We start from the raw sequence: 25,878 nt of genomic DNA, 5'->3' as shown, positions 1-25,878 counted from the left end.
GGGCAGGGAAGTCTTGCTCGATCCCCTGCTCGTGCTTGGGTCGTCGGCCATTGGCGCAGATCCTTGAGAATCGTCACACGCGGGTCAGGCGGCGCTCACCGAGCTGCTGGCCAGGGAGCGCCGCCCCTTGCTGCATCGACGACTATGCGACTAGTCGTTTTCCTGCCGGCCGTCAGCGATGGCGCTGATCAGCTCCTGCTCGAAATCCCCGAAATCGGCGAAGTCGGATTCAAACACGTGCCCGGACCGGGAGCACGGATTACCCTCGGGGGCGGACATGGTAATAACCTTTGACTTCAACATTTTGACACCTCCTTCGTTTCTTCCTGCTGTTTCGAGCATAGAATCCATTTGAGCTGACAACCGGCAATTACGTCGGCAAGATGCGGCGTTCCCGGCGCTATCGCGAATCGAGCAGGGACCGATGCCAGGCGGGGCTGACGTTGCCGCCTGACATCACGGCCGCAACCGGTCCGCGGTCCCTGCCACGCCCCCGGAGCATCGCCGCGCAGGCGACGGCCCCGCTGGGCTCCGCGACGATGCCCTCGGACTCGGCGAGCAGCCGCGCCGCCCGGGTGATCTCCGTCTCCGAGACGGTCTCCATGGCATCGGCGAGCCTGCGCACCAATGGCCACGCGTAGGGCCCCAGGCTCGGCACCCGCAACCCGTCCGCGACGGTTCTGTAGGTGTCGGCGACAGGCCAGGCGGTCAACTCCCCCCGCCGGAAACTCTCGCAGGCGTCCGCCGCCAGCTCCGGTTCGACGCCGATGACCCTGGTCGTCCCCCCCAGCCCCTTGAGGGCGACCGCCGTACCGGCCAGCAGACTTCCCGTGCCCGTAGGCAGGTAGACGGTGCTCAGTTCCCGGCACTGCGCCGCCAGTTCCAGGCCCACAGTGCCCTGCCCCGCGATGACATCGGGCAGGTCGCAGCCGATCAGTGCGAGACCGTGCCGATCACGGATGTCCACGGCGACGGCGTCCAGGGAGCCGGGGTCGGTGACGACGACTTCGGCGCCGAGCGCTCTGAGCGCGTCGATCTTCACCTGCGGCGCGCTGTGCGGGACCACGACGATCGCCGCGACCTTCAGGATCGCGGCGGAATGGGCGACCGCACGTCCGTGATTGCCCGATGACGTCGCGACCACTCCCGGCAGCGCCCTCGCGTCGTGGAGCTTCAACATCGCGAAGAGGGCTCCGCGGATCTTGAAGGAGCCCGTCGGCTGCCCGTGTTCCGCCTTGAGCCAGACCGGACGGTTCCCGGCCGTCCGCAGCCGGTGCAACGGGGTACGGGGAAGGTGCGGTTCCAGCCGTTCAGCCGCTTCGAGGACATCGTCGAGGACCACGACGTCGGCGGCGGTCAGGGGCGGTTCCATGAGACTCTTGCCATCTCCGATCATGGTACGGAGGCCAGCAGGACGCGACGCACCAGGTTCAGCAGGACGATCTCCGGCGACGTGCCGCGGTTCTCCACGCGTACAAGGCCGACCGCGGCCATCGCGTCGACCAGGTCGATGGCCGCGGAGATGGAGAGCTCCAACTCGACCGCGACGTTCTCGATGGACCACCGCTCAGCGCTCCGCGCCAGCAGGCGTGCGTGTTCGCGCTGGGGGCCCGCCAGGAAATCGCAGCTGATCGCGATCACTTCCCAGACGGGACCGAACTCGCCAGGCAACGTCTGGTCCGACGTGCCACCCGCGGTCGTGATCAGGTTGTGGAGCAGCACTTCCACGCTGAGCTCCGCGCAGCGGGCGGCCGCGAGTTCCAGGGCGAGCGGGATGCCGTCCAGGCGCCGGCACAACTCGGCCACGGCCACCGGGTCCGCATCGGGGAGGCCCGAGCCGGATCGCCCCTGGTGCATGCGGTCGAAGAACAGCCGGACGGACTCCGTCTCCGTGACCTGTGCGGGAGCATTCCAGAGGTCTCTCGATGGGACGGCGAGTGGTGCCAGCCGGAGCGACATCGCTCCTCTCGCCCGCCACGGAGCGGTCGTCGTGGCCAGCACCCGCAGCCGGGGACAGGCACGGAGAAGGGCGAAGGCGAAGCCCTCGACGGAGGAGCCTCCGGGCATCCCGTCCAGAACGATCAGCGCGTCGTTGCCGCCGATCAGTCGTGCCAGTCTGGCGCTCGATCCGGCATCACCGCGGATCGCGTCCACGGCGAGGTCTGCGGCGGGCGCCTGGGGGAGCCCACCGTCCCCACTCTCCCCCAGAGGGACCCAGAGGACGGGCCAGCCGTTCTGTTCACGCAGACGCAGCGCCACCTCCATGGCCAGCCGGCTCTTCCCCACGCCACCGAGGCCGCTGATCACCGCGAGACGGCTGTCTCCGGCGGTCAGCGTACGGGTGATGGCGTCTCTGTCACCGAGCCGGCCGACGAACGAACTGAAGGGGTGCGGAGGGTGGAGATCGAGGCCGCCGTCGGCGGGTTCGGATCGTTCGGCGGCGTCGTTCAGCAGGGCGCACGAGATTCTGTCCAGCTTGAGCGTGTCGGCGAGCAGGCTGAGGGTCTGCCGCCGCGGCTTTCTGATGCACCCGGATTCGATATTGCGAACGGTGCGAACGCTTACTGTGGAGAGATCCGCCAGATGCTGCTGGCTCAGTCCACGTTGCTCCCGATGCTCTCTCAAGAGGTCACCGAGCTCCAGAGGCCGCAGCACAGGCTCGGCAAATATGTTGTCGAATGGCGCAGAAGAAGGCACGGAAACCCTCCCGTGGCAAACATCAGTGGTGTTGCCGGAGGCCTCCATCGTCGTTAGCTCGAGTTCGCCCGCGTAAGTGGTCAGTTGCTGCCTGTGGCATGAAGCGGCCACCCGCACTGTTGCCGGACGTATACCGGCGTTGTACTGACGTTGTACTGACCTCATACCGTCGTCCGCTAGACAGGACGAAACGGCTCTGCTCCGAACACGCCGACGCGCAGGGAGGGGTCATGTTCGAGGCGCTGGGATTCAACGATGTGGCCGAATCGGTGTACCTCGCGATGCTCGAGCATCCCCAGGCCGGGGTCGAGGACCTGATGCAGAACCTCGGCATGGAGGAGCACCAGATCCGTCAGGCCCTGGACGACCTGGCACGCATGTCCTTACTGCGCATCTCCGGGTCCGCTCCCGAAGTCTTCGTGCCCGTCAACCCCAGGACCGGGCTCGCGGCCTTACTGGCCCGGCAGCAGGCTGAGCTCGCCAAGCGGCAACAGGAGCTAGAGGAGAGCAGGGCCTCGCTCACGGCGCTGCTGGACGTGTACGCGGGGAGCCGCGTGCACACGTCCGCGACCGGGGTCGACTGGATCGAGGGAATCGACACCATCAGAGCAAGGCTCCGCGAACTGGCCGAGACCTGCACCTGGGAGGCCGCTTCCTTCGTGTACGGCGGCGCCCAGTCGGAGGCGAGCATGGCGGCCAGCAGGCCCCTGGACAGAGACGCGATCGACCGTGGGGTCCGCCTGCGCACCATCTATCTGGACAGCGTCCGTAACGACCCGGCGACCTGCTCCTACGCCCAGTGGCTCTGCGACCTGGGGAGCGAGGTCCGCACGACCTCCGTGCTCCCCATGCGGATGCTCATCGTGGACCGGCGGATCGCGGTGGTGCCCGTCGACATGGAGAAAACCAGCGCCGCCGCGGTGGAGGTCACCTGCCCCGGCTTGCTCACGGGACTGGTCGCGCTGTTCAGCTTCGCGTGGAAGAGCGCGGTGCCGTTCGGCGCACGGCGGCGCCGGGACGGCGATGGGCAGACCGCACAGGAGAAGCAGGTACTGAGACTGCTCGGCCTGGGCCATACGGACGAGATGGTCTCCAGGCGGCTCGGCGTGTCGGTCCGCACGGTCAGGCGCACCGTGTCCGCGCTGCAGGAAAGACTCGAGGCGAAGAGCAGATTCCAGGTCGGCGCACGAGCTGTCGCCCTGGGCTGGATCGACCCGGACGACCTGGGGTAGCTCACCTGTCAGAGGACTGTCGTCGACCGGATCATCCAGAGGGCGTCCGGCGGCGTGGCGACGGCCATCGCACGACGGCACAGTTGCTCAGCCTTGAGACGGGCCACGTCCAGGTCCGCCGCGCGGAGATACAGGACCAGGGCGAGCAGGCCGTCCCGCACGTCCATGAAGATGTGCTCCGTGCGGTCGTTACCGGCTGCCGAGTCGGTGAGGGCGGCACGCAAACGGGCTCCAGACACTCGCCGGCCGGGCGTGTCCACCACGATGAGAACGCAGTACATGGTCAGGTTCTCAGAGCCGGCGGGTAACCGCGTCACACCTCGAATAGAGCATCTTTCCCGCCGCCTCCGACAGTGGCTACTTCCTGCCACAGGCGACTCCTGTCATTGACTGACCAGCCTGACGAGGAATGGACGATTGCTGCCAGGTGAACAATTGCCAGTCACAGCCCGCTGATCCTGGGGCGAGCTCTGGTAATACTCGATGAATGAGCCAGGAAACGCAGAGAACAAAGACCCTCACGGTTACGGACGGGTTCGGCTGGGACGACCGGTGAACGTGTCCGGCGCGGATGATGCGGCTCGTATTGCGCCCCCCGGCAAAAGGATGCTCTGAATGACGGAGAAAACTCCCCCCGATGTGGCGGAGAGCCGCCGGTCCATGCAGATTCTCCGGTACGCCTGCGTCCGCCTGCTGGAGATCTCGGCCGGCGTGCTGGTAAGGATCGCCGACTCTCAGACCAAGGTGGCCCTCTCCCGTGATGTGTGGAGCCTCGCGCAGGCGGCCGACCACATCGGCCGGCGACTGCCCGGCCTTCGCTCCTCTGCCGAGGCGATGACGCCTGTCGCCGGATACGCCGAATTCACCAACGGCTTGATCCGGATCAGCGATCCGACGGAGCAGTACGACCTCCTGGTGTCGCAGGCGTTTCCCGAGCTGCGCGACGTCGTCTGCCTCCGGCAGGCCCGGCACGACCAATTGGCGGACGAGGCTTCGGTGTCGTGCCTGAAGAGCGTGGCGGAGCAGTTGGACAAGCTCACCCTGCCGACCGGCGGCGCCGCATCCGGTGGCAGGGGAGAACTCGCGCGCGGCATCGAGTGCCTGGACCGGGACGAGCAGATCCCTCCGCCGCTGTCCGCGTTGGAGTCGATCCCCCGTCGGCCCGGCAGGGAGGCCGGACTTACCGAAGGCACTTCCCGGGCCTCCGGCCTCGTCCGGCACCTGCACGACATGATCTTCGGTATTGAGATCTGCGCAGCCGAGATCTGCGCGGCCCTCATCGCCCATCATCCGGAGGCCCCCTGGGGTCTGCGGTACGACATGGCCAAACAGGTTCGCGACGAAGGGCGTCATTTTGAGCTGATAGCCAACCGCATTTCCGAGCTCGGCGGTCAGATCGGCGACCATCCCATCAAATTTGACGTGTGGGACAAGTTCACCCTCGGCCGTACGCTGCCCGAACGCATCAACATCGAACAGCGCATGGGCGAAGGCATCGGCCTGGACGGCGGCATGGTGATCTACCGAGCCCTCAAGAAGATGGGCGACGAACGCACCGCCCTGCTCTTCGACTACATCAACGCCGACGAGGTCACCCACGTCGGCAACGGCAACCGCTGGCTGCGCGAACTGCTCGGCAGCGACGAAGCCGTCGCCGCCCTCGATGCGGAGACCCGCCGGCTCCTGGCCACCGCGAACTGGCCCACCGCCAGCCCGATGCCACTCAACGTCGAAGATCGCATCTTGGCCGGCTTCACCGAAGCCGAACTGGCGGAGCTACGCCCCGACGCCTGAGCCTGGATCCACTTCCGATCCGAACTCCGCAGAGGCGCTAGTCCGCCGGATCCGGTGGAGTTTGGGTAAGCCGCTGGTGTTCGAGGTCGGGCAGGAGCACCGTGCTCTCCTGCTCGCGCGGGTCGGTGCGGGCCAGCACGACCTCGGCCGGCTCGCGGTCGCTGAGGTTGATCGGCATGTGCGGGGTGCTGGCCGGGATGTAGATGAACTCGCCCTGGCGGGCTTCGAGATAGTGCTGCAGGTCCTCGCCGTACCAGGTGCCCACGGCGCCCTTGATGACGTAGATGGCCGTCTCGTGGCGGTCATGTTTATGGGCCCGGCCACTTCCGGCGGGCGGGATGGTCTGCAGGTGCATGCAGATGTTGCGGGCGCCCACGGTCTCGGCGGCGATACCGGCGAAGAATTGGAGGCGTTGTTTGCCCTCGTACATCACGGCGGAGCGGATGACGCGGCAATGGCCGTCAGGCTGCGCGGAGTGGTCCACGATGTCTCCTCAGAGCCGGCCGAAGATCAGGTTGCCGGGCGCGTCCGGATCGGTGCTGCTGTAGAAGTCGCGCTGCGCGGCGTGGATCTCGCCGACGTCAAGATGGCCGCTGGCGTTGATATCGAGCCGGCCGAACACCTCACGGCGCTCATCATCGGGCAGCGCGGAGATGCCGGGGATGGTGGCGAACTCCTCGTAGGAGATCCGGCCGTCGCCGTCGGTGTCACAGACGGCGAGGATGGACTCGGCGATGCGGCCGGCCGTCACGGCATAACCGTTCGTGCGGAACTCGTCGCCGGCGAGGAATGCCACGAACTCGGCGCGGGTCAACCGGCCGTCGCTGTCATTGTCTGCGCTGTGGATCAGGGCATTCCACATGCTCGCGTACGCAGCCAGCACGTCCCGGCCCTTGGCGGAGTCGGCGGGGACCCCGAACGCCACCAGGAAGCGCCCGGCGGCGGCCTCGAAGTCGTCCTTGGTCAACACGCCGTCACCATCGGCGTCGAACAGAGCGAATCGCTTGTCGAACTTCCGGGTGAGGATGTCAGGTACGGCGAAAGCCATGGCACCTCCGGCCAGGGGAGAAGCGGCGTCTCAGCGGCACAAGCAAACTAACATCACGCAAAGCGACGGTCAATCGCACTCCGTAATCGATAGCGGTGCCGTGGATTCCTGACCGATTCGCCTATCTGAGCGAGGCGGTGCAGCGGCCGTCCCTTGCCGGATGAGCGGTCCGACCATCGTCCGGCCCCGATCCGGGCGGCCGCGCCGGCCGGTTGCCCCACCGCCGGCACCGCTCCCGCCGTGGTGGACGCCGGGCCGAGCAGCGCCAACGTTCGATCGTGCCGTCGTCATCAGCGAGTAGCCCGTAGTCATGGTGAGTCGGCCCGCGCAGATCCGCTTAAGGCAGGGCCTGCCGTGGTCGCGGGGTGGTGGTGAGCGTCGGGGGCTCGGGGGTCGTGCGCTGCTCGATGGACAGCCGCACGCCCTTGGGGTCCGGCCTTACGGCGCCTACGAACGACTCCCGGCGCCAGCCGGAGAGCCGTTCCTCCTTGACCACGTCTCCGGTGTGCGGTGAGTGCACCATGTATCCGGGCCTCGAGATCATCCCCACATGCCCGAGGCCGTGGAAGAAGACCAGGTCACCTCGCTGGAGGTCGTCCCAGGAGATCTTCCGGGAGAACGCGCTGTACTGTTCCGCCGCGGTGCGCGGCAACGTGATCCCGGCGCGCTTGTACGCCTTGAGCATGAGCCCGGAGCAGTCGTAGCCGCTGTCGCTGGTCCCGCCCCAGACGTACGGGATGCCGCGCTTCTTCATGGCGAAGCGGAGGGCGACCTTCCAGGCGGGAGCGGGCTTGCTCTTCTGAGCGAGGTGCTCGATCTCGTGACCGGAAACGGGGGTCGGGTCGGGAGAGGCGTGGGCCGGAGCGGCCAGAGTGAGCCCGGCGATAGCCGACGCCAGGCAGATGGCGATGCGAGCCACTGCTGTGTCCTTCCATGCGGCCTACCGGGTTAGCTGACGGGCTCGGGCCTGGAAGTGGCCCTACGGCGATGCCGATTCGCCCCGGGAAGAAGTTGGGTCCCCGGCTCCACGCAACATGAGTGGATTAGGCGGGACGAACACTAACAAAACGGTCAAAGAGTTGTAAACCATCTAAAACATCGCGGCCCATGGGGGGTGACAGCGCGGTCGCCGGACGCGACGAGCCGATAGGTGCCGCTCCCCTGCCGGGCAAGGAGGTCACGGCGCGGCAGGGCATCGGGGACGATGAGGGCGATCGACCGAAATAGACGATCTGACCACAGCGTTGAGAGCGATCATCGCCAGGAAGATCCAGGAGCGCCCATGGTCAGCGTCAGCGTCGAGACTCCGGAGCAGACGGAGGCGCGTCTGTGCGGTGTCATCGCCCAGGCCTGGATCGTGCGCTGGGCTGAGTGGGGGTGATCTGCACTGAGACATCTCGCCCCGACTGACCCGGGAGATCGCAGGCCATCCGGCCCGTCAGGGCCACGCCTGGAGTTCCTCGCCGTGCGGGTCGTTCACCACGCTCCACTCGCCGTCGATGCGCATGGTGGCCCGGCGCGCGGTGTCGTAGCGATCCCAGCCGGGATCGCCGGTCGTGGCGAAGGACACCCAGGCCGCGTGCATCCGGGCGGTCAGGTCCGACGGCGGCTCGTCCGGACCGAGCAGGGCCTGTGCACCGCGCAGCCGGGGCAGGCCGGTGATGTCGAAGACGAACGGCAGCTCCACCGTGTGGGTGGCGCCCAGCTCGCCGCCCAGCGCGGTCGAGCGCCACGCGAACGAGTAGCGGTAGGTGGCGGCGCCCCTCCCCGCATGTGCGTCGGCCAGGCGCCGGCTGCCCACGCCGAACAGGGCGTCACCCATGATGGCCGAGCGCAGCTCCCCTTCGGACGCCTGCGGCCTGGCTTTGCGGTAGATCTCGACGAGGCGGGCGGGCCGCGGGTGTGAGCGAGCCGCGGCGGCGTCCACGTCCGCCGTCGTCGAGGTGGACAGGCTCCCGAACGGTGCCAGGTAGAGGTTGCCCTCCTCCGTGTTGGTGCCCACCAGCAGGTCCACGCCCGCGCCTCGGCCCGCGGCGACGGCCTCGGCCGGCTGCCGGTCGAGCACGACGCTGAACGGGCTGAGCCCGATGAGCGGGTCACCATGGGTCTCGGTCCGTAGGTCGATGCCCGACAGTTCGGATGTGACCTCGACCAGCCGCCGGTCGGGAATGCCCGCGAAGGCGTCGGCATGCGGCTCGACCCCGAGTGCATGGGCTGTGGCGCGGGTCACGCGGGCGGCCTGCTCAGGCGTGAAGGCGCCCAGGCCGCTGCCGCTCTGTACGATCGCGCGCCGGAACAGCCCTTCGGCCTCGGGCGCGGCCAGCACGCCGCCCACGATCGTGGCGCCCGCGGACTGGCCGGACAACGTGACGCGGGCCGGGTCGCCGCCGAACGCGGCGATGTTCTCCCGTACCCACCGCAGGGCGGCGATCACGTCGAGCAGGCCGCGGTTGGCGGGCGCGCCGGGCAGGTCGAGGAAGCCCGCGACGCCCAGCCGGTAGTTGAGTGTCACGAGCACGACCCCGTCGCGGGCGAAGGCGGAGCCGTCGTAGATCTCCGACCGGGTGGAGCCCGCCACGAACCCGCCACCGTGCACGAACACCATCACGGGCAGCCGTTCCCCGGAGACGTCCGGCGTCCACACGTTGACGGTCAGGAAGTCTTCGCCGGGGATCCAGCCCGGCCCGAAGTACGGGGTCATGTCCACGCTGCCGAGCCGGCGTTCGGCCTGCGGCGCGGTCGGCCCCGGCTCGGTGGCGGCCCGTACACCGTGCCAAGGGGCGTGCGGGCGTGGCGCGGCGAAGCGGGCGGCGCCGGTCGGCGGAGCGGCGTAAGGGATGTTCAGGAACGCGGTCGTCCCGTCGCGCCTCAGGCCGCGCACGGCACCTTGCGCTGTGACGACGACGTCCCCCGCGTGGTGGTTCATCGGGCGGCCTTCTCGGAGTACGCGGCGAACGGAGCCCAGTTCTTGATGGCGAACCCGCTCCCTTCGCGGACCACCTCGGCGGCGCCGTGCCCGCCCAGGTGTGCCGGGATGACCAGGGCGTTGTTGTCGGCGGCCCAGCCGAGGACCTTGCCACGGGAGGCGCGGGCGGCCGCGGGGTCCTCACAGAAGCAGCTGTTGGTGTCCGGCTCGATGAGCTGCACCGGGTTGTGCAGCATGTCGCCGACGAACACCGCGAGGTCGGTGCCCGATCGGAGGGTGAGCGCGGAGGACCCCGGGGTGTGCCCGGGCGCGAGGTCCAGGCGCAGGTTGGCGTCGATCGTGTACGTGTCCTCCCACAGCAGGGTCAGGCCCGCCTCGTGGACGGGGACGACGCTGTCCTCGAACACGTTCTGGTTGCCCCGCCCGAACACCGTCGGGTGCTCGTTGACCGGGTTCCAGAAGTCGAAGTCGGCCTTGGGGATCACGTACGTGGCATTGGGGAAGGTCGGCACCCAGGTGCGGCCGTCCAGGTAGGTGTTCCAGCCGACGTGGTCGATGTGGAGGTGGGTGTTGATCACGATGTCCACGTCCTCGGGCTGCACGCCGGCGCGGGCCAGGTTGTCGAGGAAGTCGGTCTCAAGGTGACCCCAGACCGGCGCGTAGGGCCGCTCCTTGTGGTTGCCGACGCCGGTGTCGACGAGGATGTTCCTGCCTTCGCTGCGGAGCAGCCAGGTCTGGATCGCGGAGTTGACGATCCGCGTCTCGGGGGCCACGAAGTGCGGCTCCAGCCAGGAGGAGTGCTTCTCCCACGTATGTGGCGAGCTTTCCGGGAAGAACGTCTCGGGCGTCATCTCGACGGGCCCGAAGTATTCCCAGATACGCGTGATCGTGACGTCACCCAAGGTGATCTGGTTGGTAGGCATGAGTATTCCTCGATCAGACGAGTGGTGATGAGTGCGGTGAGATCCGCCGCCCGTCCATCGTGCGCCGCCGCCCGGGGCCGGCGGTATGCGTCAGGTGACTGCATCCGCTGCGCGCTTGCTACCGTGGCGGGAAGGGGAACGGGCCTGTGGTCCTGCTCAATGAGATCTTTGGAGGGCCTGTGCACGAGCGGGCGCCGGGTTCCCGCGTCACGGCGGGACGTGACGCGATCGTCGGGCGGGACGCCGAGGTCGAGCGGCTCGCCGCGCTGGCGGCGGACGCGTCCGGTGGCGGCCGGGTCCTGCTCATGTCCGGAGCCGCGGGGATGGGCAAGAGCACGCTACTGGAGTACGCGGCCCGCCGCGCCGTGGTGGCAGGCCGTCGGGTGCTGTGGGCGAGCGGCCGCGAGTCGGAGAGGGACCTGGCCTTCGCGGGCCTGCACCAGCTTCTCCGGCCGGTGCTGGACGAGGTGGCCCACCTGCCGGATCGGCAGCGCCGGGCGCTGCTCGGCGCCTTCGGCTTCGTGCCCGACGCCCCCGATCCCCTGCTGACGGGAGTCGCCGTCCTGACCCTGCTGTCCCAGGTGGCCGAACGGGCGCCGCTCGCGATCGTGCTCGACGACGCCCAGTGGCTCGACTCCCCCTCCGCCGACGTCCTCGCCTTCGCCGCTCGCCGCCTGGCCGACGACCCCATCACCCTGCTGGTCGGCGTACGCGACGACGACCCCGTCGCACCGCCGCTCGGCGTACGCGACGGCGGCCCGGACTTCGACCCGGGGCCGGGCTTCGACCCGGGGCCGGGCTTTGGCCAAGGGCGAGACTTCGACCGGGAGCCGGGCTTCGGCCAGGAGCGGGACTTCGACCGGGGGCGGGGCCTCGGCCAGGGGGCGGCGACGCTTGTGCTGTCCCCGCTCGACCGCGCGGCGTCCCGGCGGCTGCTCGGCCTGCGGGTGCCCGGCCTGACGGGCAGGATCAGGGAACGCGTGCTCGACCAGGCCGCAGGGAACCCCCTGGCCCTGCTCGAACTGGCCGAACACGCCTCGCTCACCCCGGATGACCACGGCCCGTTGCCGGTCGGCCGGCGGCTGGCGGCCATCTACGCCGCCCGGCTGGCGGAGCTGCCGGAAGCCGGCCGGCGGGCCTTGTTGCTCCTGGCCGCCGCCGACTTGGAAGATCCCCCCGATGCCGTGCTGGCGCTCCTGCCCGACGCCGACGACAAGGCTTGGCCCGCCGTCGAAGAGTCCGGGCTGATCCGCCGGGCAGGCCGTCACGTACGGTTCCGTCACCCGCTGGTCCGCTCCGCGATCTACCACGCGGCGCCGTTCGACGCCCGCATGGAGGCCCACCGCGCGCTGGCCGGCGCCCTGCGTGACGAGCCGGACCGCCGTGCCTGGCATCTGGCCGCCGCCACCCTCCACCCCGACCCGGAGGTCTCGGCCGCCTTGGAGCAGACGGCCGACAGGGCGCGCAGGCGAGGCGGCTACGCGACGGCCGCCAAGGCGCTGGCCCGCGCGGCGGAGTTGAGTCCCGGGCGCGACGACAGCGCCCGGCTGCTGGCGGACGCGGCCGGCCTGGCCGTCTTCACCGGGGACCTGTCCTGGGTGGAGGCGCTGGCCGACCGGGCCCGCGCCCGTACCGACGACCCCGTCCTGCTCGCCGCCGCCGCACTGCACGTCGGGCGACTGTCCGCGCTGACCAGGCAGCACGCCGCCGGCTTCAACGGCATGGCCGCGATCGCCGACGAGCTGGCGGCCACCCACCCCGCCATCGCGCTCGACGCGCTCGCCGCCGCCGCGGTGCTGCGCTTCTACTCAGGCGAGGAGTCCCAGCGGCGGATGATCGACCGGCTCCTGCCGCGCCTGCCCGCCGGAGCGCTGCGGGAGTGGGCGCGCATCGTGTCGGACCCGTTCGGCAGCGGACGCGACCTGGCGCCCCGGCTGCCTGACATGATCGCCGCAGCCGCGAGCCGCTCCGGAGCGGCCGATCGCGGAGGGACCAGGGCCGGCGGCCTCGGAGAGGCCGGAGCGGGCGATCGCGGAGAGGCCGGAGCCGGGGGCCGAGCCGGGCAGTTGACCGCGCTGGCCATCGCGGCGTGGGTGCTGGACGAGACCCCGCTGGCGGTCCGGACGTTCGATGAGGCCGTCCGGTCGTGGCGCACCGCGGGACCGCTCCCCGACGGGCTCGGCGGCGTGGTCGCGCTGGCCTACTTCGAGTACGGCCGCTGGGATCAGGCCCGTGCGGTCTGCGCCGACCTCGGCGCGCTGCCGGCCGCGGCCGGGCTCGACCACGCCGTCGCGTGCGCGCACGCCATCGAGGCCATGGTCGTGGCCTCCCAGGGCGACGCGGCAGGCGCCCGCGCACTCGCCGACGAGGCGTTGCGCCTGGTGGACCCGCTGGAGAGCCGGTCGGTCGCCGTGTACGCGCACCGCGCCCTGACCGCCGCCGCCATGGTCGAAGGCGACCACGAGGCCGCCTACGAGCACGCGCGGACGGTCTTCGACACCAACGGCGATCCCGTCCACTACCACGCCTCCTACCCGGCCCTGCCGGAGCTGGCCGAGTCCGCCGCGCGCAGCGGCCATCACGCCGAGGCGACCGTGATCGTCGAGCGCTCGGCCCGCGCCCTCGCCCGCGGCGGCTCGCCCCGCCTGCGGAGCCTGGTGCACCGCAGCCGCGCGTTGCTCGCCGACCCCGAGCACGCCGAGCCCGCCTTCCTGGCGGCCCTGGCCGATCCCGCGCTGGAACGCTGGCCCTTCGAGCGCGCGCAGACGCTGCTGGACTACGCGGAATGGCTGCGCCGCCGTCGCCGGATCGCCGAGGCGCGGCCGTTCCTCACCGCGGCGTACGACATCTTCCGCCGGCTGGGCGCGTGGCCGTGGCGCGAACGCGCGCAGGCGGAGCTGCGAGCGGCCGGTCTGGACGTCCACCCGGCCGACCACGGAGCCATCGCCGGCCTTTCTCCGCAACAGCAGCAGATCGTCCGGCTCGCCGCCCGCGGGCTGACCAACCGCGAGATCGGCGAACGGCTCTTCCTGTCGCCGCGTACCGTCGGCTCCCACCTCTACCGCACCTTCCCCAAGCTGGGCGTCACCGCCCGTTCCCAGCTTCGCGACGTGGTGGAGGCGGCGGCCGTGGACGGCGGCATGCCCGGCTAGGTCATCACGCAGAGGCCGCCGGCGAGGGTCCGTGCCAGCTCGGCCGTCGCCTGGTCCAGGCGGTCCACATGAAAGAGCTCGCGCGTCGTACGATCGCCGCGCCACCGGCGGTCCGCGGCCAGCCGCGCCAGCGTGCGGCGGTCGTCGTGGCAGGAGATCGCGGGCCACTCGCCGGCCTCCAGGAGGCGGATCGCTTGGTCCAGGTTGGCCCGGATGCGCTCGACGGCGCGGACCTCGCACCCTGCCTCGCCCGGCTGAGCCACGGCGCTCACGGCGGCGAGGCTGCGGGCGTGGTACGCGCACGATTCCAGCAGGGCGAGCAAGTGGCGGGCGCGGGCGCGGCGCGGGTTCAGCGGGTGGGTCAGCGGGCGAAGGGCGCCGCGCAGGTCCTCCAGAGCCCGATCCAGCTCATGGGCGTCGAGCGGCGCGTCCCCGCCCAGGGTGCGGGTACGCCGAAGGGCACGCAGCACCTCGATCAGCCGCTCGCCACCGGCCCGGCGCACGGTCGTGGGCAGCACGAGCGCCCCCGCCAGCACCCCGCACAGCACCCCGAGCGCGGTCTCCCGCACACGCAGCGCGAGCAGTTCGGCCGAGAACGTGCCGAGCAGGACGAACGCCATGGCGATCATGCAGGTGATGAAGAACGTCACGGCCCAGTACGCGTTCGGCGAGGTGCGGAAGATTCCGAAGACACAGACCAGCGACACGCTGAGCGCCAGCGGCAGGTCGCCACCGGCCACGACGGCGATCGACAGCCCGCACGCCACGCCCAGCACGGTGCCCAGCAGGCGCTGGAAGCCCTGGACCAGCACCTCCCCCGAACTCTCGGTGTTGACGAAGACCACCCATGCGGTGAGCACGGCCCAGTACCAGTGTGCGGAGGACGACAACTCGCCGATCACGACGGCGATGGCCGCCGCCGCGGCGGCCTGGACGGCCTGCCGCGTCGCGACACGCCTCAGCCGGTGAGCCGCGCCCTTCGTACGAGGGCCGCGGTACGAAGAGGCGTCGGCGGCCGATCGGAGCCCGTCCACGGCACGCGTCAGCTCGACGATCGCGTGGTGGACGTCCAAGAGGGCGGCAGGGCCTCCGTCGCGCGTCGTCCCCGTGAAGGCCGCGACAGAGCGGACGGCCAGCACCGCCAGCCGCTGCGCGGCCACCTCGGCCCGCACGATCCCCTGCCGCACCGGGTCGGCGGTTCCTCCCCGATCAAGGAAATCGGCGATCTCCAGCGCGCTCCGGTGCAGGCCCGCGACCCGGCGTTCCAGTGACCGTGTCAAGCGGGTGTCGTCCCGTCCCGCCTTCACCACCTCGATCGCCCCGCGCACGACCTGCTCCAGGTGAAGGTCGAAGGCGCGCCGCAGCCGCCGCAGTGTCCTCGCGGGGGTCGTCCGCAACAGGCCGTACAGCAGGCCGAAGCCCACCAGCGCGTCGGCGGCGAAGCCGACGCCCACGGCGGCGTACAAGCCGGGCAACTGGTTCAGCCGTACGTCGAGGAACTGAGTCAGGAAGTACGCCATGAAGGCGAAGATCCCCAGCGCCTGCCCTCGTTGCCCGTACCGGCGGACGAACACCGCCCAGAAGATCAACAGGACGAAGACGGCCTCGGCCGCCACGCGGAAGGGCGCGAGCGCGCCACCCGCGAGCAGGACGGCGGACACCAGCGGAACGGCCGCGCCGACCATGAACACCTGATCGCGCGCGGGGCTGTCGCCGGCGGCCAGCGCGACGGTGAAGGGGGCGAAGCAGCCCGCGACGAGGAACGCGGCAGGCAGGTCCATGAAGGACAGTACGGCCAGGGTGAGCGCGATGCCCGCGACGGCTCTGAGCGCGGTGGTCGTACGGACGAGCCTGGGATCGCCTGCGGCGAGGCGACCCCACGCGCGTGCCGCCCGCCGGAGTTGAGTGCCCATCGGTTTCCTCGTGATCGTCCGGTTCTCCGGTCATCATGCGGACACGCGACCCGCCCGGGGTATCGGTCGCATGACTGCACTTCACGAGGACAGGAAACGCGTTCGGGAGGATTCGCCGACGACATCGTCGCCGAATATCACTTTCGGTAGTGATCATTCTACGACGGCAGCTCCTCCAGGCTCAGACCGCCGCGACGTCCGCATTCTTCGAAACCCTGCCGCGCATGAAGAACTGCCGGACCCAGCGGCCGATGACGGGCCAGTCCTCGCCCCGGGTCCAGAAAAGGCGCAGCAGACTCTCACGGCGGCCCGACGGGTTGAACCACTGACGCAGCCCTTCGGCCGTGCCCTGCCACTCGGCGATGACCGGTCGTAGCTTGCCTTCCCACTCGGTCAACGCCGTTTCGAGGTCGTCCGGATGCCGCCGCAGCATGGAGCCGAGCAGATCCGCTCCGACCAACCCTGCCGAGACGCCCATCCCGGCGTAGAGGGTAACGCACCACGCCGCATCACCCATCAGAACCACCCGCCCTCGGTGCCAGGAGTCCATCCGCACTTGTTCGGCCGAGTCGAAGAGGATGTCCTGCACCTTGTCGGCCTCGTCAAGGACAGCGCCGAGCAGCTTGCCCGTCGGCCGGTCGCCGAAGACCTGACGCAGCCGCTGAGCCGGAGGCAGGCGGAACTCGGAGTCGATATCGTCGGTGCGGTACGTGAGCATGACCGTGGGGATCCGGTCCTGGAATCCGAACACCCACATGGCGCGGTCGTGGTCCGGTTCCAGCAGGACGGCGGTGTCCTCCTGCGCGAGGCCGGGCAGGGGCTTGGAGAGCTGGAAGGCGCAGGTGATCCCGCCCAGCCGGTGCATGTAGCGCTCGTGCGGGCCGAACACCAGGCCGCGCACGGTCGACCGTAGCCCGTCCGCGCCGACGACCAGGCCGAACCGCTCGGTCACGGTGTCGCCGTTCGTGGTGTCGCGCAGGGTCACGTCGACACCGTCGGCGTCCTGCTCGATCTCTGTCGGGACAGTGGAGAAGCGGATCTCGACGTCGTCGGGCAGCGCTTCGAACGCGGCGTTCTCGACGTCGCCCCGCAGCATCATGCGCGGACCGTCAGGAAGGCTGCCGAGAATGGCCATGCTGGTCCGATTGTCGCGGCGGTCGATCTCGTAGTGAACGGTGTCGGGGGCGCCGTGGTCCGGCACGCCTGACCCCATGCCCAGCCGCTCGGCGCTTGCGCGTCCCGCTCCCCACAGGAGCACGAAGTAGCCTCCCGTCCGGCGCTGCGGTGCCCGTTCGACGACGATCGGCTCCCAGCCGATCTGACGCAACCGGATCGCCGTGGCCATACCGCTGATTCCCATTCCGACGATGAGTGCGCGTCGGTTCTGTTCGGTAGTCATTTCTTCAGCATAGAAACCGATTGACCATTTTTCCCATTCGGCCGATAGGGCATATCTCATGGCCGCGCGACCTCACATTTGACGCCGCTGTATCGTCAGCGGAATTCCTGTGGGCCGCCGCGTCCCGGCGCCGACGAGTAAGCGGCCCGGGATGCCCTTTCAGCGGTTGGAGCCTTTCCAGACCTGGAGTTTGTCCGGATTCACTATCAACCAGATGTCGGTGATACGGCCGTCGCGGACGGCAATGGCCATGACACCGTTGATTTCGCCGTCGGCATGGGTGGCCAATCCGGGGCGGCCGTTGACGCTCTCTTCGGTGATCTCCTGGCTGAATTTCTTCCGGCGCAGGCCGAGAAAGTAGCGCGCCGCCTTCTCGGAGCCGGCGATCGGGTGCAGGGCCGCCCGGACCTTTCCTCCCCCGTCGGTGCGAACGCTGACCTGGGGGTCGAGGAGGCTGATCAGGGTATCGAAGTCGCCGTGCTCGCAGGCGTCCTTGAAGGCGGAGACGATGCTGCGATGCTGCTGAGCATTGACGGCGAGGCGCCGGTCGCGCTGAAGGTGCCGCCGGGCCGAGGCGGCGAGTTGGCGGCAGGCCTCCGGAGTACGCCCGACGATGTCGGCGATCTCGGTGTGCGGCAGGTTAAAGACATCGTGCAGGACGAAGGCGACCCGTTCTGCCGGGGTCACGGATTCGAGCATGACGAGCACGCCCATGCTGACGGAGTCGTCGAGAGTTACCCGCTCGGCGGGATCGCCCTGCTGGGTTCTCGCGGTGCTGGCCCACCGGGCTTCGCCGGGAAGCGGCTCAGGAAGCCAGTCCCCCACGTACCTTTCACGGCGTGCCCGGGCCGAGGTGAGCTGGTCCAGGCAGATCCTGCTGGTCACCCGCACGAGCCAGGCGATCTGCGAGCGGATGGCGCGCCGTGCGTCGTCGGACAGGGCATACCACCGCGCGTAGGCGTCCTGCACGACGTCCTCGGCGTCGTGGGTCGAGCCGAGCATTCTGAACGCGAGATTCATCAAGGTGCCGCGATCGTTCAGCATCACGGCGGCGCGCTCGTCGAAGATCGAGCTCAGCGGGAGGGCGGCCTGCCCCCAGTGGCGTGGCACGACGGCTCTCCTTCCGCGGTTCACGTGGGCGCACCACGAGATCACACCCGGCTTACAGAGGCTATGCCGCTTTACACCGCATTCACCCCACATCCGAGGCAAAAGCCGGTCCGTACCCCACAGTCAGGACGATGTGCGCCTACCTGCCCAGCCGTCATCGACCCTTGTGGCCGTTGAGCCAGTTGATGACGTCCGTGGCCGCGCCGCCTTCGCTGTGCGGGGTCAGCACGGTGTAGTGGTCCTTGCCCGGGTAGACCCGGAACGTGGCCGCGGTGCCGGCCGCGCGGGCGTTGCGAACCGCCTGCTCGGTCACTGCGATCTTGATGGACGGGTCCCGATCACCCTGGAGCAGCAGCATCGGGCCGGGAGTCTTCCCACGAGGCACACTCTGCGCGTCCAGCAGAGGCTGCAACTTCAGCGCGGCCTCCAGGGTCTGGGGCGTGAACTGGAAGTCGTTCAGCTTGTCGCCGAGGTCGGCGGAGAAGTCCTCCCAGATCTTCGCGGTGCACTCCTTCTCGGCCACGGGCAGCATGCGCATGGCCTGGGCGCCGAGGTAGTCGTCGTACCGCAAGCCGGGGTGCAGCGTCTTCAGACCTTGCAGCGCCAGCAGATAGAAGCCGCGGTCCACGGGGCCGGGCGAACCGTAGTTGTAGGCCTGACCGACGTCGGTCACCGGCGCCAGCCCGACCGTGCCCCGAAAATCGAGGCCCCGGCCCCAGGTCTTGGCGAGCTCCCCGGCGGCGATGGCGGCCTGCCCGCCCTGGGAATGCCCGACGGCGAACCACGACTTCGACAGCGTGGGCTCGGCCTGGACCGCGGCGCGAACGGCATCGATCATGCCACGGCCTTCGCTGTCAGCCACGATGTAGGGATGCTCGCCACGGGTGCCCAGGCCCTCGTAGTCGGTCGCGGCCACCGCATAACCGGCTTTGAGCAGTTCGACGATGAAACCGCTGTAACCGTACAGGTCGACCTTGCCGTCCTTGTTCGCCGTGCTGGACGGAGCGCACTGGTCGTTGGTGCCGGAGGACCCGTGCCCCCACGACACCACGGGCCAGCCTCCCTTGGGCGCCCTGCCTTTCGGCTTGAGGAGCACCCCGCTGACCACGATGTCATCACCGTCCAGCGCCCGGGAGCGATAGGTGATCCGATCCGCCCGCCCGGCCACCGACGCCAGCACCGGGTCGAGGGTGGCGACGGCCTTGGCCGACACCAGCTCCCCCGCGCCCTGGGAACCGGTCACCGCGTGTCTCTGCGCTGTCACCGGCTGTTCGTCGCTGTTATGGGCGGCGAGCGGCGTCCCCGCGGCCAGGGTCGCGGTCACGACCGCCCCGAGGGCGAGACTGCGGAACTTCGTTGCTTGCATCGATGATCTCCCCGATCGCTCCCAGCCGTTGCAGCAGGCCAGGAATCCTGATGGCTACGACTGTCTCGACGACAGGGACGGGGCCGGTGTGATGATTCACCTCGAACTGTGAGCGAAGCCACATGCGGAAAGGCCCCTCCAGAGCACCTCAGCCCTCGGCCACGGTCTGAGGGCCGTGACGCGAATCACCGTCTCCGACGCGTCATCGCCGTCACATCGACCCGCCCCATTCCGTCATGTGAATGAGGCAAGGTCAGGGGGACCACATGCGTTCGTTGCCGGTCAAACGCCGCTCGTTTCAGTTCTCGCACTGGTCGTTCATGTTCGCGCAGATCGCCGTCTGGTCGTTCGTCGTTCTGGCGGTGACCGGGGCGGTGCTGATGGTGTTCTACGACCCCAGCATGGCCCAGGTGACCTATGACGGCTCCTACGGTCCGCTACGCGGACTCCTCGTCAGCAAGGCCTTCGACTCCACCATGCATCTGAGTCTGGAGGTGCGCGGCGGACTGCTCATCCGCCAGGTGCACCACTGGGCGGCGCTCGTCTTCATGGCGGCCGTCGTGGTGCACCTGCTGCGGATGTTCCTCACCAGCGCGTTCCGCCGCCCGCGCACGAGGCAGTGGCTGATCTGGGTGACGCTGCTGGCCCTGGGCATGGCCGCGGGTGAGAGCGGCAACGCCCTGCCGGACGACCTGCTGTCGGGTGGAAGCCTGTGGCTGATCATGTCAGTGGTGCAGTCCGTTCCCGTGGTGGGAACCTGGGCGTTCTCGCTGCTGTTCGGCCCGGACTTCCCCGGCGAGCGAGTCATTCCGGTCCTGTACGGGGGGCACCTGCTGATCGCGGTCGTCATGGCCGCGCTGCTGATCGCCCGTGAACTGCTCCTGCGGCGGCACGGCCACTCCCGGTTCATCGCCGCGGTGCCTGCGCGACGGAGCGCAGGTCCGGCGATGGCGCTCGCGACGATCGGCACACTGATCATCCTCGGGTTCGGTTTCCAGATCGCCCCTATATGGCTGTACGGCCCCGCCATGCCGACGCAGAGCTCGGCGGGCTCGGTTCCCGACTGGTACATGGGATTTCTCGACGGCGCCCTCCGGGTCATGCCCGCGTGGGAGCTCACCATCGGCGACCACACGCTCAGCCTCTCGGTCCTCGTCCCCACGCTGGTGATACCCGGGGTCTTCTTCACCGCCCTGGCCGCCTACCCGGCGGCCGAGCGCTTCCTCCTCTCGCGGCGCAGTCGCCGGGACACGCTGAACCGCCCCGAGGCCACGAGCCGCATGACCCGCGAGACGCTCGCGCGTGACCTGCTCGACCGGCCACGTGACACCCCGGTGAAGAGTGCCATCGCGGCCGCCGGCGTCACGTTCTACGGCCTGCTGTGGACGGCCTCGGCCAACGACCAGATCGCCCACCAGTTCCACTTGACGGTCGAGACGGTGACGCTCTTCTTCAGGTACGCCGTGGTCATCGGCCCCGTCATCGCCTTCGTCATCACGCGGTGGATCTGCCTCGCGCTTCAGCAGACGGATCACCTCGTGGCCGAGCACGGCGTGGAGACGGGGATCATCACGCGCTCCCCGCAGGGCGGATTCCACTGAGGATCGACCTAGGACAGCAGGTGGAAGTCATGCGGGTTCCAGCCGAGGGCATAAGAGGCGAGACCAGAGGAGGACGGTCGATGCGAGGCTCACCGGACGACACCCCAGCCGACCTCAGGTCAGGGCTCGACCTGCATCTCGACCTGACCGGCGACCGCGGGGTCGGGCGGTCGCTGGAGACCGCCCTGCGCGAGGCCGTGCGGCGGGGACGGCTGACCGCGGGCACCCGGCTGCCCGGCACCCGTAGCCTCGCCGCCGACCTCGGCCTGTCCAGGGGCACGGTCGTCCAGGCCTACACGCAGCTCATCGCCGGGGGGTGGCTGACAGGCGTGCCCGGATCCGGCACCCGGGTGACCGACGTGCTGCCGGAGTCCGACACCAGCGAGACCGCCGACCACGGTCCTCCGGAGCTCCGCGCCACGGCCCTCGGCGACCTGCGTCCCGGCAGGCCCGACGTCAGCACGTTTCCGCGCGCGGACTGGGTTGCCGGCGTCCGCCGGGTGATGGCGGCGATGGAGTCCGAGCAGATGGGCTACCCCGATCCGGCAGGCATGCCCGCGCTGCGCTCGGCAGTCGCCGAATACGTCTCACGGACTCGTGGAGTGTGGGCGAGCGCCGGATCGACGGTGATCACCGCCGGGTTCACCCAGGCGCTCGCGCTGCTCGCACGCACCTTCCGCGGTCTCGGCACCCGGCGCGCCGCCACCGAGAACCCGGGGTTCGCGGCGCACCGAGAACTGCTGGCCGCGGCGGGGATCGACCCTGTGCCGCTGGCGGTGGACGCTGGTGGCTCCGATCCGGCGCGCCTGCCGGATGGCGCGGGGTTCGCGCTGCTCACTCCCGCCCACCAGCACCCGTGGGGCGTCGTGCTGGCGCCCGGGAGGCGCTCGGCGTTCATCGACTGGGCCCGGCGGAACGACGCCTACGTGATCGAGGACGACTACGACGGCGAGTTCCGCTACGACCAGCAACCGGTTGGCGCGATGCAGGCGCTGGCACCCGACCGGGTGATCTACGCGGGCAGCACCAGCAAGACCCTGGCACCGGGGGCGCGGCTCGGCTGGCTGGTGGTGCCCGCCCCCCTGCGCCGCCCGCTGCTGCGGACCGTGCGAGAGACCGGCTCGACACCCCCGGTGATCGACCAGCTCGTGCTCGCCGACCTGCTCTCCCGTGGGAGCTACGACCGGCACGTACGGCGGGCCCGGCTGGCTTACCGGCGCCGCCGTCACGAGCTGGCCGAACGGCTGGCGGTGGTCACCGACACGCCGCTCACGGGCGTCGCCGCCGGGTTGCACACGCTACTGCCGGTCGCCTCGGAAGCCGCCGAACGCGAACTGGTCGCCACGGCGGAGCGCGCGGGCCTGCTCCTGCAAGGCCTGCACACGGCGGATTACTGGTACCCGATGGACGAGGAGCGGCCCGCCGCCCTGCTCATCGGCTACGCCACACCGCCGCAGCACGCCTGGCGTCAGGCGCTCGACATGCTGGTCTCGCTGGTCAGCGGGCCGTCCCGAACAAGCGGGTAGGGGTGCCACCGGCGAACGCCGCGAAGCCGTCCCGCCACGAGGGATACCCCGGCACCCAGCCGAGGTGCTTGCGGGCGTAGTGGTTGTCCGCGCCGCGCGCCCACCCGGGCCGGCCGGGGTCCGCAGCCGGCGGAGGTGGCGCCCCCACAGCCGCGCAGAAGGCGGGCACCCACTCCCGGCCCGACACCGGCTCGTCGTCGCAGATGTTGACCGCATGACCGGCAGGCCAGGTCAGCGCCTGCACTGCCGCGATGGCGGCGTCATCGGCGTGAACGAAGGAGACCACCTCGTCGTCGGCGGCCAATCTCCCGGCCCGCGCCATGCCCGCGGTGAGGCCGTCGGGCGCATGCCATGTCCCGGGGCCGTAGAGCATCCCGTAGCGCAGCACGACCCACTCAGGCATCTCGTGGACGGCCGCCTCCAGCGCCGCCACGCTCCGCACCTTGCTTCCGCGCTCCCCCGGTGCGGCGAGATCGAGCGGCGTCGTCTCATCGGCCGGCTCGTCTCCGGCCTCGTAGAACCACGCGACACTCTGTGCCACCATCCGGCGAGCGCCGGCGGCGAGCGCCGCATCGACCAGGTTACGGGTGCCCTCCCTGCGCAGTGCCGCGTTCGCCGCGACATCACCCGCGGCAAGGTCGGTGAGCTGATGCATCACGATGTCGGGGGCAGCCGCTTCGACGGCGGTGGCGATGGCCACGCGGTCGCGGACGTCGGCCACCACCGGCTCCGCGCCCAAGGCGCGCAGCGTGGCGGTCCGGTCGGGTTTCCGGGTGAGGGCGGTTACCTGGTGCCCCGCGGCGATCAACCGGGGCACCACCCGCCGGCCGATGACTCCTGTCGCTCCCGCGAGGAAGATCCGCATGCCGGTCCCCCTCACGACGGACGGGGAGCGCGGCGGTCACGGCGGGCCGCGAGCTCCTCGTCGTCGACGTAGGTGAGCATCGGCTCACCGGGCACGCAGAACATGACCACGACGAACCGGCTCCACCGGTCGGACAGGTTGTTGGCCGCCTGGTAGTGGATGACGTCGCCACCGGGCTCCCAGAACGCCTCGCCCGCGCGGATCACCCGTTCCGGCTCACCCTCGAGCTCGAAGAGCATCTCCCCTTCGATCATGTAGCCGTAGACCGGGCCCGAGTGCCGGTGCGGCGGAGAACCGGAGTCGCCGGGCGGCAGCTCGATGAGCACGGTCATCGTATGGGCAGGATCGGGAAGCCTGAGCGGCGTCCCGTCAAGAAGCAGCGTGAGTTCTGAGTTGCTTTTCAGGTCCATGCCATCGACGCTAGTTGGCGAACGGACCAGTGAACTAGTCCACTTACGGGCTGCTCGACTGCACCACTTGCCTCAGCCGAGCGGATCACAAGCAATCACCGGTGCATGGTCAGCCACTGGCTGATCCCTGTGCGCCTCACACGGGAACACCCCTACGTCGTCGTAGAGGTATGAACGTCACACAACCATTTGAGCCCGACCGGCCCGGGCGCTGGTCCGACGTGGGGATCAGCACCATCGTGGGCGAGCGGCGTCTGCTGGGTGCGATCGCTGAGCGTCTGCTCGGCTCGGCGCGGGACGCCGAGGACGTCGTACAGGAGACCTATGCCCGCTGGTACGCGATGCCGGAGGATCTGCAGGACGAGGTCGGTTGGCCTACCGCCTGGCTCACCAGCGTCGCGAGCCGCCTGTGCTTCGAACGGCTGAACGGGGCGCGTGTGAGTCCGCCGCTCCTGGCCGAATCCCGTCACCCTGGCGAACACGCGCCCCGTAGCGGGCCGATGACGCCCCCGGGGGCTGTCCACCGGTATGACCGCATCGTCCAGGCGTTCAAGATGGCTTGCGAGGGGACGGACGGGGTCGGCGAGTTGACCGTACTGCTCGCTCCCGACGTCACGGTGATCACGGACAGCGGCGGCCGGGTACGCGCGCCTCTCCAGCCGATCACCGGCGCTGAGCAGGTCGCGCGTTTCGTCGTCGGCCTGTTCGGCGGGCAGGCCGACGTGACCTTGGTGGAAGCGTCGATCAACGGCGGGCCGGGGCTCGTCGTCCGTGTGGACGGCGCCACGGCTGCGGTCGTCATGCTGCGCACCTGTGACGACCGCATCCAGGACGTGTGGATTGTGATGAATCCTGAGAAACTTCGCGCATGGCGGAGAGACGAGGACCCCCGCCGATGACGGTGTGCCGGGCCCACGTCCTCACGTTCACGCCGGCCACCTCGTCATAGAGGCATGAAAGACGATGTGCGGCAGGGGGCGTGGGCCCTTGACCATTCGGTTCCCGCCGAACAGCGGGCCCTGTTGGGGCTCGCGTACCGGATGCTCGGTTCCACCCACGACGCCGAGGACGTCGTACAGGAGACGTATTCACGCTGGTACGCGATGCCCGAGGAGGAGCGGCGCGACATCAGAGCGCCCCTCGCCTGGCTGACGCGGGTGGCCGGGCGGATCTGCCTGGATCAGCTGACGTCGGCGAGGGCGCGGCGGGAACATTACGTGGGCGAGTGGATTCCCGAGCCGGTGCGAGACCTCGGGGTGTGGACCAGCGTCGTGGCCGGGCTGGATGACCCTGCCGACCGGGTGACGCTGGACGAGTCCGTCAGCATGGGCATGCTGGTGGTCCTCGAGTCGTTCACACCCGCGGAACGAGTCGTGTTCGTGCTGCACGACGTCTTCCGCCTGCCTTTCACAGAGGTTGCCGAGGTGGTCGGCCGAAGTCCGGCGGCCTGCCGCCAGCTCGCCGTCAGCGCGCGGCGGAGGCTGGCGGGGAAACGGGCGCGCCCCATGGCCGAGGCCGAGCAGCACCGCGATCTCATCTCGGCGTTCAAGCGAGCCTGCGAGTGCGGAGACTTCGATGCCCTGATCACCATGCTGGATCCCGGCGTGATCGTCCACACCGACGGTGGAGGCAAGGCGCACGCGGGGCGGCGCCCGATCGTCGGCGCCGGCAAGGCGGTCCGTCTGTTCCTCGGCCTGCTGCGCAAACGACCACGCATGGAACTGTGTGAAGAGGACGTCAACGGACGACCCGGCGCCGTCATCCGCATCGACGGCGCCACCGTGGCCGTGGTCGCGACCGAAGCGCGCGGCGACGTGCTCACCCGGATATGGCTGGTCGTGAACCCCGACAAGCTCCGCGGCTGGGACAGGCGCGCCGCAGTTGCCTGGCGTTGACGATGCGGATCCGGTCAAGGA

The 25,878-nt window shown here is 69.7% G+C and carries 22 protein-coding genes and 1 riboswitch; of the genes, 7 read left to right on the top strand and 15 right to left on the bottom strand.

All coding sequences use genetic code 11. From position 1 onward, the window contains the following. Positions 1 to 150 precede the first annotated feature (150 nt). The 3 genes from IEY87_RS46560 to IEY87_RS03680 form a co-directional block, all read right to left on the bottom strand. Entirely contained in the window at positions 151 to 279 is a 129-nt protein-coding gene (locus IEY87_RS46560; protein ID WP_263651050.1) for a hypothetical protein, read from the bottom strand. A gap of 121 nt (positions 280 to 400) precedes the next feature. Then, the gene (locus IEY87_RS03685; protein WP_189137006.1) at positions 401 to 1,372 is read right to left on the bottom strand and encodes a threonine ammonia-lyase; all 972 of its coding nucleotides are present in this window, start codon (positions 1,370 to 1,372) and stop codon (positions 401 to 403) included. A gap of 20 nt (positions 1,373 to 1,392) precedes the next feature. Next, complete coding sequence (locus tag IEY87_RS03680; RefSeq protein WP_189137005.1) at positions 1,393 to 2,745, bottom strand: helix-turn-helix domain-containing protein; 1,353 nt, start codon at positions 2,743 to 2,745, stop codon at positions 1,393 to 1,395. Between the two features lie 182 nt (positions 2,746 to 2,927). Here IEY87_RS03680 and IEY87_RS03675 point away from each other — a divergent pair, with 182 nt between their 5' ends. Next, on the top strand, positions 2,928 to 3,929 hold the full coding sequence (locus IEY87_RS03675; RefSeq protein ID WP_189137004.1) for a helix-turn-helix transcriptional regulator: 1,002 nt from the start codon (positions 2,928 to 2,930) through the stop codon (positions 3,927 to 3,929). Between the two features lie 8 nt (positions 3,930 to 3,937). Here the strand turns inward: IEY87_RS03675 and IEY87_RS03670 are convergent, their stop codons facing one another. Beyond that, entirely contained in the window at positions 3,938 to 4,210 is a 273-nt protein-coding gene (locus tag IEY87_RS03670) for a hypothetical protein (RefSeq protein WP_189137003.1), read from the bottom strand. 358 nt (positions 4,211 to 4,568) lie between these two features. On the opposite strand from IEY87_RS03670, the gene IEY87_RS03665 reads away from it, so the two are divergent. Further along, on the top strand, positions 4,569 to 5,723 hold the full coding sequence (locus IEY87_RS03665; protein ID WP_189137002.1) for a DUF455 family protein: 1,155 nt from the start codon (positions 4,569 to 4,571) through the stop codon (positions 5,721 to 5,723). Between the two features lie 37 nt (positions 5,724 to 5,760). On the opposite strand, the gene IEY87_RS03660 is transcribed toward IEY87_RS03665, so the two are convergent. From IEY87_RS03660 to IEY87_RS03640, 5 genes are all read right to left on the bottom strand, one after another. Continuing rightward, positions 5,761 to 6,207 (bottom strand): cupin domain-containing protein, encoded by a 447-nt coding sequence (locus IEY87_RS03660; RefSeq protein ID WP_189137001.1) that lies wholly within the window; start codon positions 6,205 to 6,207, stop codon positions 5,761 to 5,763. Positions 6,208 to 6,216: 9 nt separating this feature from the next. Further along, positions 6,217 to 6,771, bottom strand: coding sequence for an EF-hand domain-containing protein (locus IEY87_RS03655; protein ID WP_189137000.1), 555 nt, complete (start codon positions 6,769 to 6,771; stop codon positions 6,217 to 6,219). A 337-nt stretch (positions 6,772 to 7,108) separates the two neighbouring features. Next, complete coding sequence (locus IEY87_RS03650) at positions 7,109 to 7,690, bottom strand: C40 family peptidase (RefSeq protein ID WP_225276780.1); 582 nt, start codon at positions 7,688 to 7,690, stop codon at positions 7,109 to 7,111. Between the two features lie 3 nt (positions 7,691 to 7,693). Next, positions 7,694 to 7,831, bottom strand: a riboswitch (cyclic di-AMP (ydaO/yuaA leader). Positions 7,832 to 8,209: 378 nt separating this feature from the next. After that, on the bottom strand, positions 8,210 to 9,697 hold the full coding sequence (locus IEY87_RS03645) for a carboxylesterase/lipase family protein (protein WP_189136999.1): 1,488 nt from the start codon (positions 9,695 to 9,697) through the stop codon (positions 8,210 to 8,212). Then, positions 9,694 to 10,620 (bottom strand): MBL fold metallo-hydrolase, encoded by a 927-nt coding sequence (locus IEY87_RS03640; protein ID WP_189136998.1) that lies wholly within the window; start codon positions 10,618 to 10,620, stop codon positions 9,694 to 9,696. Before IEY87_RS03640 ends, IEY87_RS03645 begins: the two co-directional genes overlap by 4 nt. A 179-nt stretch (positions 10,621 to 10,799) precedes the next feature. Between IEY87_RS03640 and IEY87_RS03635 the strand changes: the two genes are divergently transcribed. Continuing rightward, positions 10,800 to 13,772 (top strand): helix-turn-helix transcriptional regulator, encoded by a 2,973-nt coding sequence (locus tag IEY87_RS03635; RefSeq protein ID WP_225276781.1) that lies wholly within the window; start codon positions 10,800 to 10,802, stop codon positions 13,770 to 13,772. Here the strand turns inward: IEY87_RS03635 and IEY87_RS03630 are convergent. The 4 genes from IEY87_RS03630 to IEY87_RS03615 form a co-directional block, all read right to left on the bottom strand. Then, on the bottom strand, positions 13,769 to 15,685 hold the full coding sequence (locus IEY87_RS03630) for an FUSC family protein (protein WP_189136997.1): 1,917 nt from the start codon (positions 15,683 to 15,685) through the stop codon (positions 13,769 to 13,771). The genes IEY87_RS03635 and IEY87_RS03630 overlap by 4 nt on opposite strands. Before the next feature lie 181 nt (positions 15,686 to 15,866). After that, on the bottom strand, positions 15,867 to 17,084 hold the full coding sequence (locus IEY87_RS03625; RefSeq protein WP_225276782.1) for an FAD-dependent monooxygenase: 1,218 nt from the start codon (positions 17,082 to 17,084) through the stop codon (positions 15,867 to 15,869). A gap of 159 nt (positions 17,085 to 17,243) precedes the next feature. Then, positions 17,244 to 18,128: an RNA polymerase sigma factor SigJ gene (gene sigJ / locus IEY87_RS03620; protein ID WP_189137308.1), complete on the bottom strand. Its 885-nt coding sequence runs from the start codon at positions 18,126 to 18,128 to the stop codon at positions 17,244 to 17,246. A 220-nt stretch (positions 18,129 to 18,348) separates the two neighbouring features. Further along, complete coding sequence (locus tag IEY87_RS03615; RefSeq protein ID WP_189136996.1) at positions 18,349 to 19,560, bottom strand: alpha/beta hydrolase family protein; 1,212 nt, start codon at positions 19,558 to 19,560, stop codon at positions 18,349 to 18,351. Between the two features lie 266 nt (positions 19,561 to 19,826). On the opposite strand from IEY87_RS03615, the gene IEY87_RS03610 reads away from it, so the two are divergent. Continuing rightward, positions 19,827 to 21,161, top strand: coding sequence for a cytochrome b (locus IEY87_RS03610; protein WP_189136995.1), 1,335 nt, complete (start codon positions 19,827 to 19,829; stop codon positions 21,159 to 21,161). Positions 21,162 to 21,241: 80 nt separating this feature from the next. After that, positions 21,242 to 22,687 (top strand): MocR-like pyridoxine biosynthesis transcription factor PdxR, encoded by a 1,446-nt coding sequence (gene pdxR, locus IEY87_RS03605; RefSeq protein ID WP_189136994.1) that lies wholly within the window; start codon positions 21,242 to 21,244, stop codon positions 22,685 to 22,687. Here pdxR and IEY87_RS03600 read toward each other — a convergent pair. Next, the gene (locus IEY87_RS03600; protein WP_189136993.1) at positions 22,659 to 23,552 is read right to left on the bottom strand and encodes an NAD-dependent epimerase/dehydratase family protein; all 894 of its coding nucleotides are present in this window, start codon (positions 23,550 to 23,552) and stop codon (positions 22,659 to 22,661) included. The genes pdxR and IEY87_RS03600 overlap by 29 nt on opposite strands. Positions 23,553 to 23,563: 11 nt before the next feature. Continuing rightward, a complete protein-coding gene (locus tag IEY87_RS03595; protein ID WP_189136992.1) occupies positions 23,564 to 23,962 on the bottom strand; it encodes a cupin domain-containing protein in 399 nt (132 codons plus the stop codon). Between the two features lie 170 nt (positions 23,963 to 24,132). On the opposite strand from IEY87_RS03595, the gene IEY87_RS03590 reads away from it, so the two are divergent. After that, positions 24,133 to 24,861: a sigma factor gene (locus IEY87_RS03590; RefSeq protein ID WP_189136991.1), complete on the top strand. Its 729-nt coding sequence runs from the start codon at positions 24,133 to 24,135 to the stop codon at positions 24,859 to 24,861. A gap of 54 nt (positions 24,862 to 24,915) precedes the next feature. Continuing rightward, on the top strand, positions 24,916 to 25,857 hold the full coding sequence (sigJ, locus tag IEY87_RS03585; protein WP_189136990.1) for an RNA polymerase sigma factor SigJ: 942 nt from the start codon (positions 24,916 to 24,918) through the stop codon (positions 25,855 to 25,857). Positions 25,858 to 25,878 lie beyond the last annotated feature (21 nt).

Source organism: Nonomuraea glycinis, assembly GCF_014646515.1.
Taxonomy (GTDB): Bacteria; Actinomycetota; Actinomycetes; order Streptosporangiales; family Streptosporangiaceae; genus Nonomuraea; species Nonomuraea glycinis.
This window is presented reverse-complemented; position numbering and strand designations above follow the sequence as displayed.

Excerpts from the sequence above, each read along its gene's own strand:
- IEY87_RS46560 (WP_263651050.1), bottom strand. The coding sequence starts at position 279 with ATGTCCGCCCCCGAGGGTAATCCGTGCTCCCGGTCCGGGCACGTGTTT.
- IEY87_RS03685 (WP_189137006.1), bottom strand. The coding sequence starts at position 1,372 with ATGGAACCGCCCCTGACCGCCGCCGACGTCGTGGTCCTCGACGATGTC.
- IEY87_RS03680 (WP_189137005.1), bottom strand. The coding sequence starts at position 2,745 with ATGGAGGCCTCCGGCAACACCACTGATGTTTGCCACGGGAGGGTTTCC.
- IEY87_RS03675 (WP_189137004.1), top strand. The coding sequence starts at position 2,928 with ATGTTCGAGGCGCTGGGATTCAACGATGTGGCCGAATCGGTGTACCTC.
- IEY87_RS03670 (WP_189137003.1), bottom strand. The coding sequence starts at position 4,210 with ATGTACTGCGTTCTCATCGTGGTGGACACGCCCGGCCGGCGAGTGTCT.
- IEY87_RS03655 (WP_189137000.1), bottom strand. The coding sequence starts at position 6,771 with ATGGCTTTCGCCGTACCTGACATCCTCACCCGGAAGTTCGACAAGCGA.
- IEY87_RS03645 (WP_189136999.1), bottom strand. The coding sequence starts at position 9,697 with ATGAACCACCACGCGGGGGACGTCGTCGTCACAGCGCAAGGTGCCGTG.
- IEY87_RS03640 (WP_189136998.1), bottom strand. The coding sequence starts at position 10,620 with ATGCCTACCAACCAGATCACCTTGGGTGACGTCACGATCACGCGTATC.
- IEY87_RS03630 (WP_189136997.1), bottom strand. The coding sequence starts at position 15,685 with ATGGGCACTCAACTCCGGCGGGCGGCACGCGCGTGGGGTCGCCTCGCC.
- IEY87_RS03625 (WP_225276782.1), bottom strand. The coding sequence starts at position 17,084 with ATGACTACCGAACAGAACCGACGCGCACTCATCGTCGGAATGGGAATC.
- sigJ (WP_189137308.1), bottom strand. The coding sequence starts at position 18,128 with ATGCTGAACGATCGCGGCACCTTGATGAATCTCGCGTTCAGAATGCTC.
- IEY87_RS03615 (WP_189136996.1), bottom strand. The coding sequence starts at position 19,560 with ATGCAAGCAACGAAGTTCCGCAGTCTCGCCCTCGGGGCGGTCGTGACC.
- IEY87_RS03610 (WP_189136995.1), top strand. The coding sequence starts at position 19,827 with ATGCGTTCGTTGCCGGTCAAACGCCGCTCGTTTCAGTTCTCGCACTGG.
- pdxR (WP_189136994.1), top strand. The coding sequence starts at position 21,242 with ATGCGAGGCTCACCGGACGACACCCCAGCCGACCTCAGGTCAGGGCTC.
- IEY87_RS03600 (WP_189136993.1), bottom strand. The coding sequence starts at position 23,552 with ATGCGGATCTTCCTCGCGGGAGCGACAGGAGTCATCGGCCGGCGGGTG.
- IEY87_RS03595 (WP_189136992.1), bottom strand. The coding sequence starts at position 23,962 with ATGGACCTGAAAAGCAACTCAGAACTCACGCTGCTTCTTGACGGGACG.
- IEY87_RS03590 (WP_189136991.1), top strand. The coding sequence starts at position 24,133 with ATGAACGTCACACAACCATTTGAGCCCGACCGGCCCGGGCGCTGGTCC.
- sigJ (WP_189136990.1), top strand. The coding sequence starts at position 24,916 with ATGAAAGACGATGTGCGGCAGGGGGCGTGGGCCCTTGACCATTCGGTT.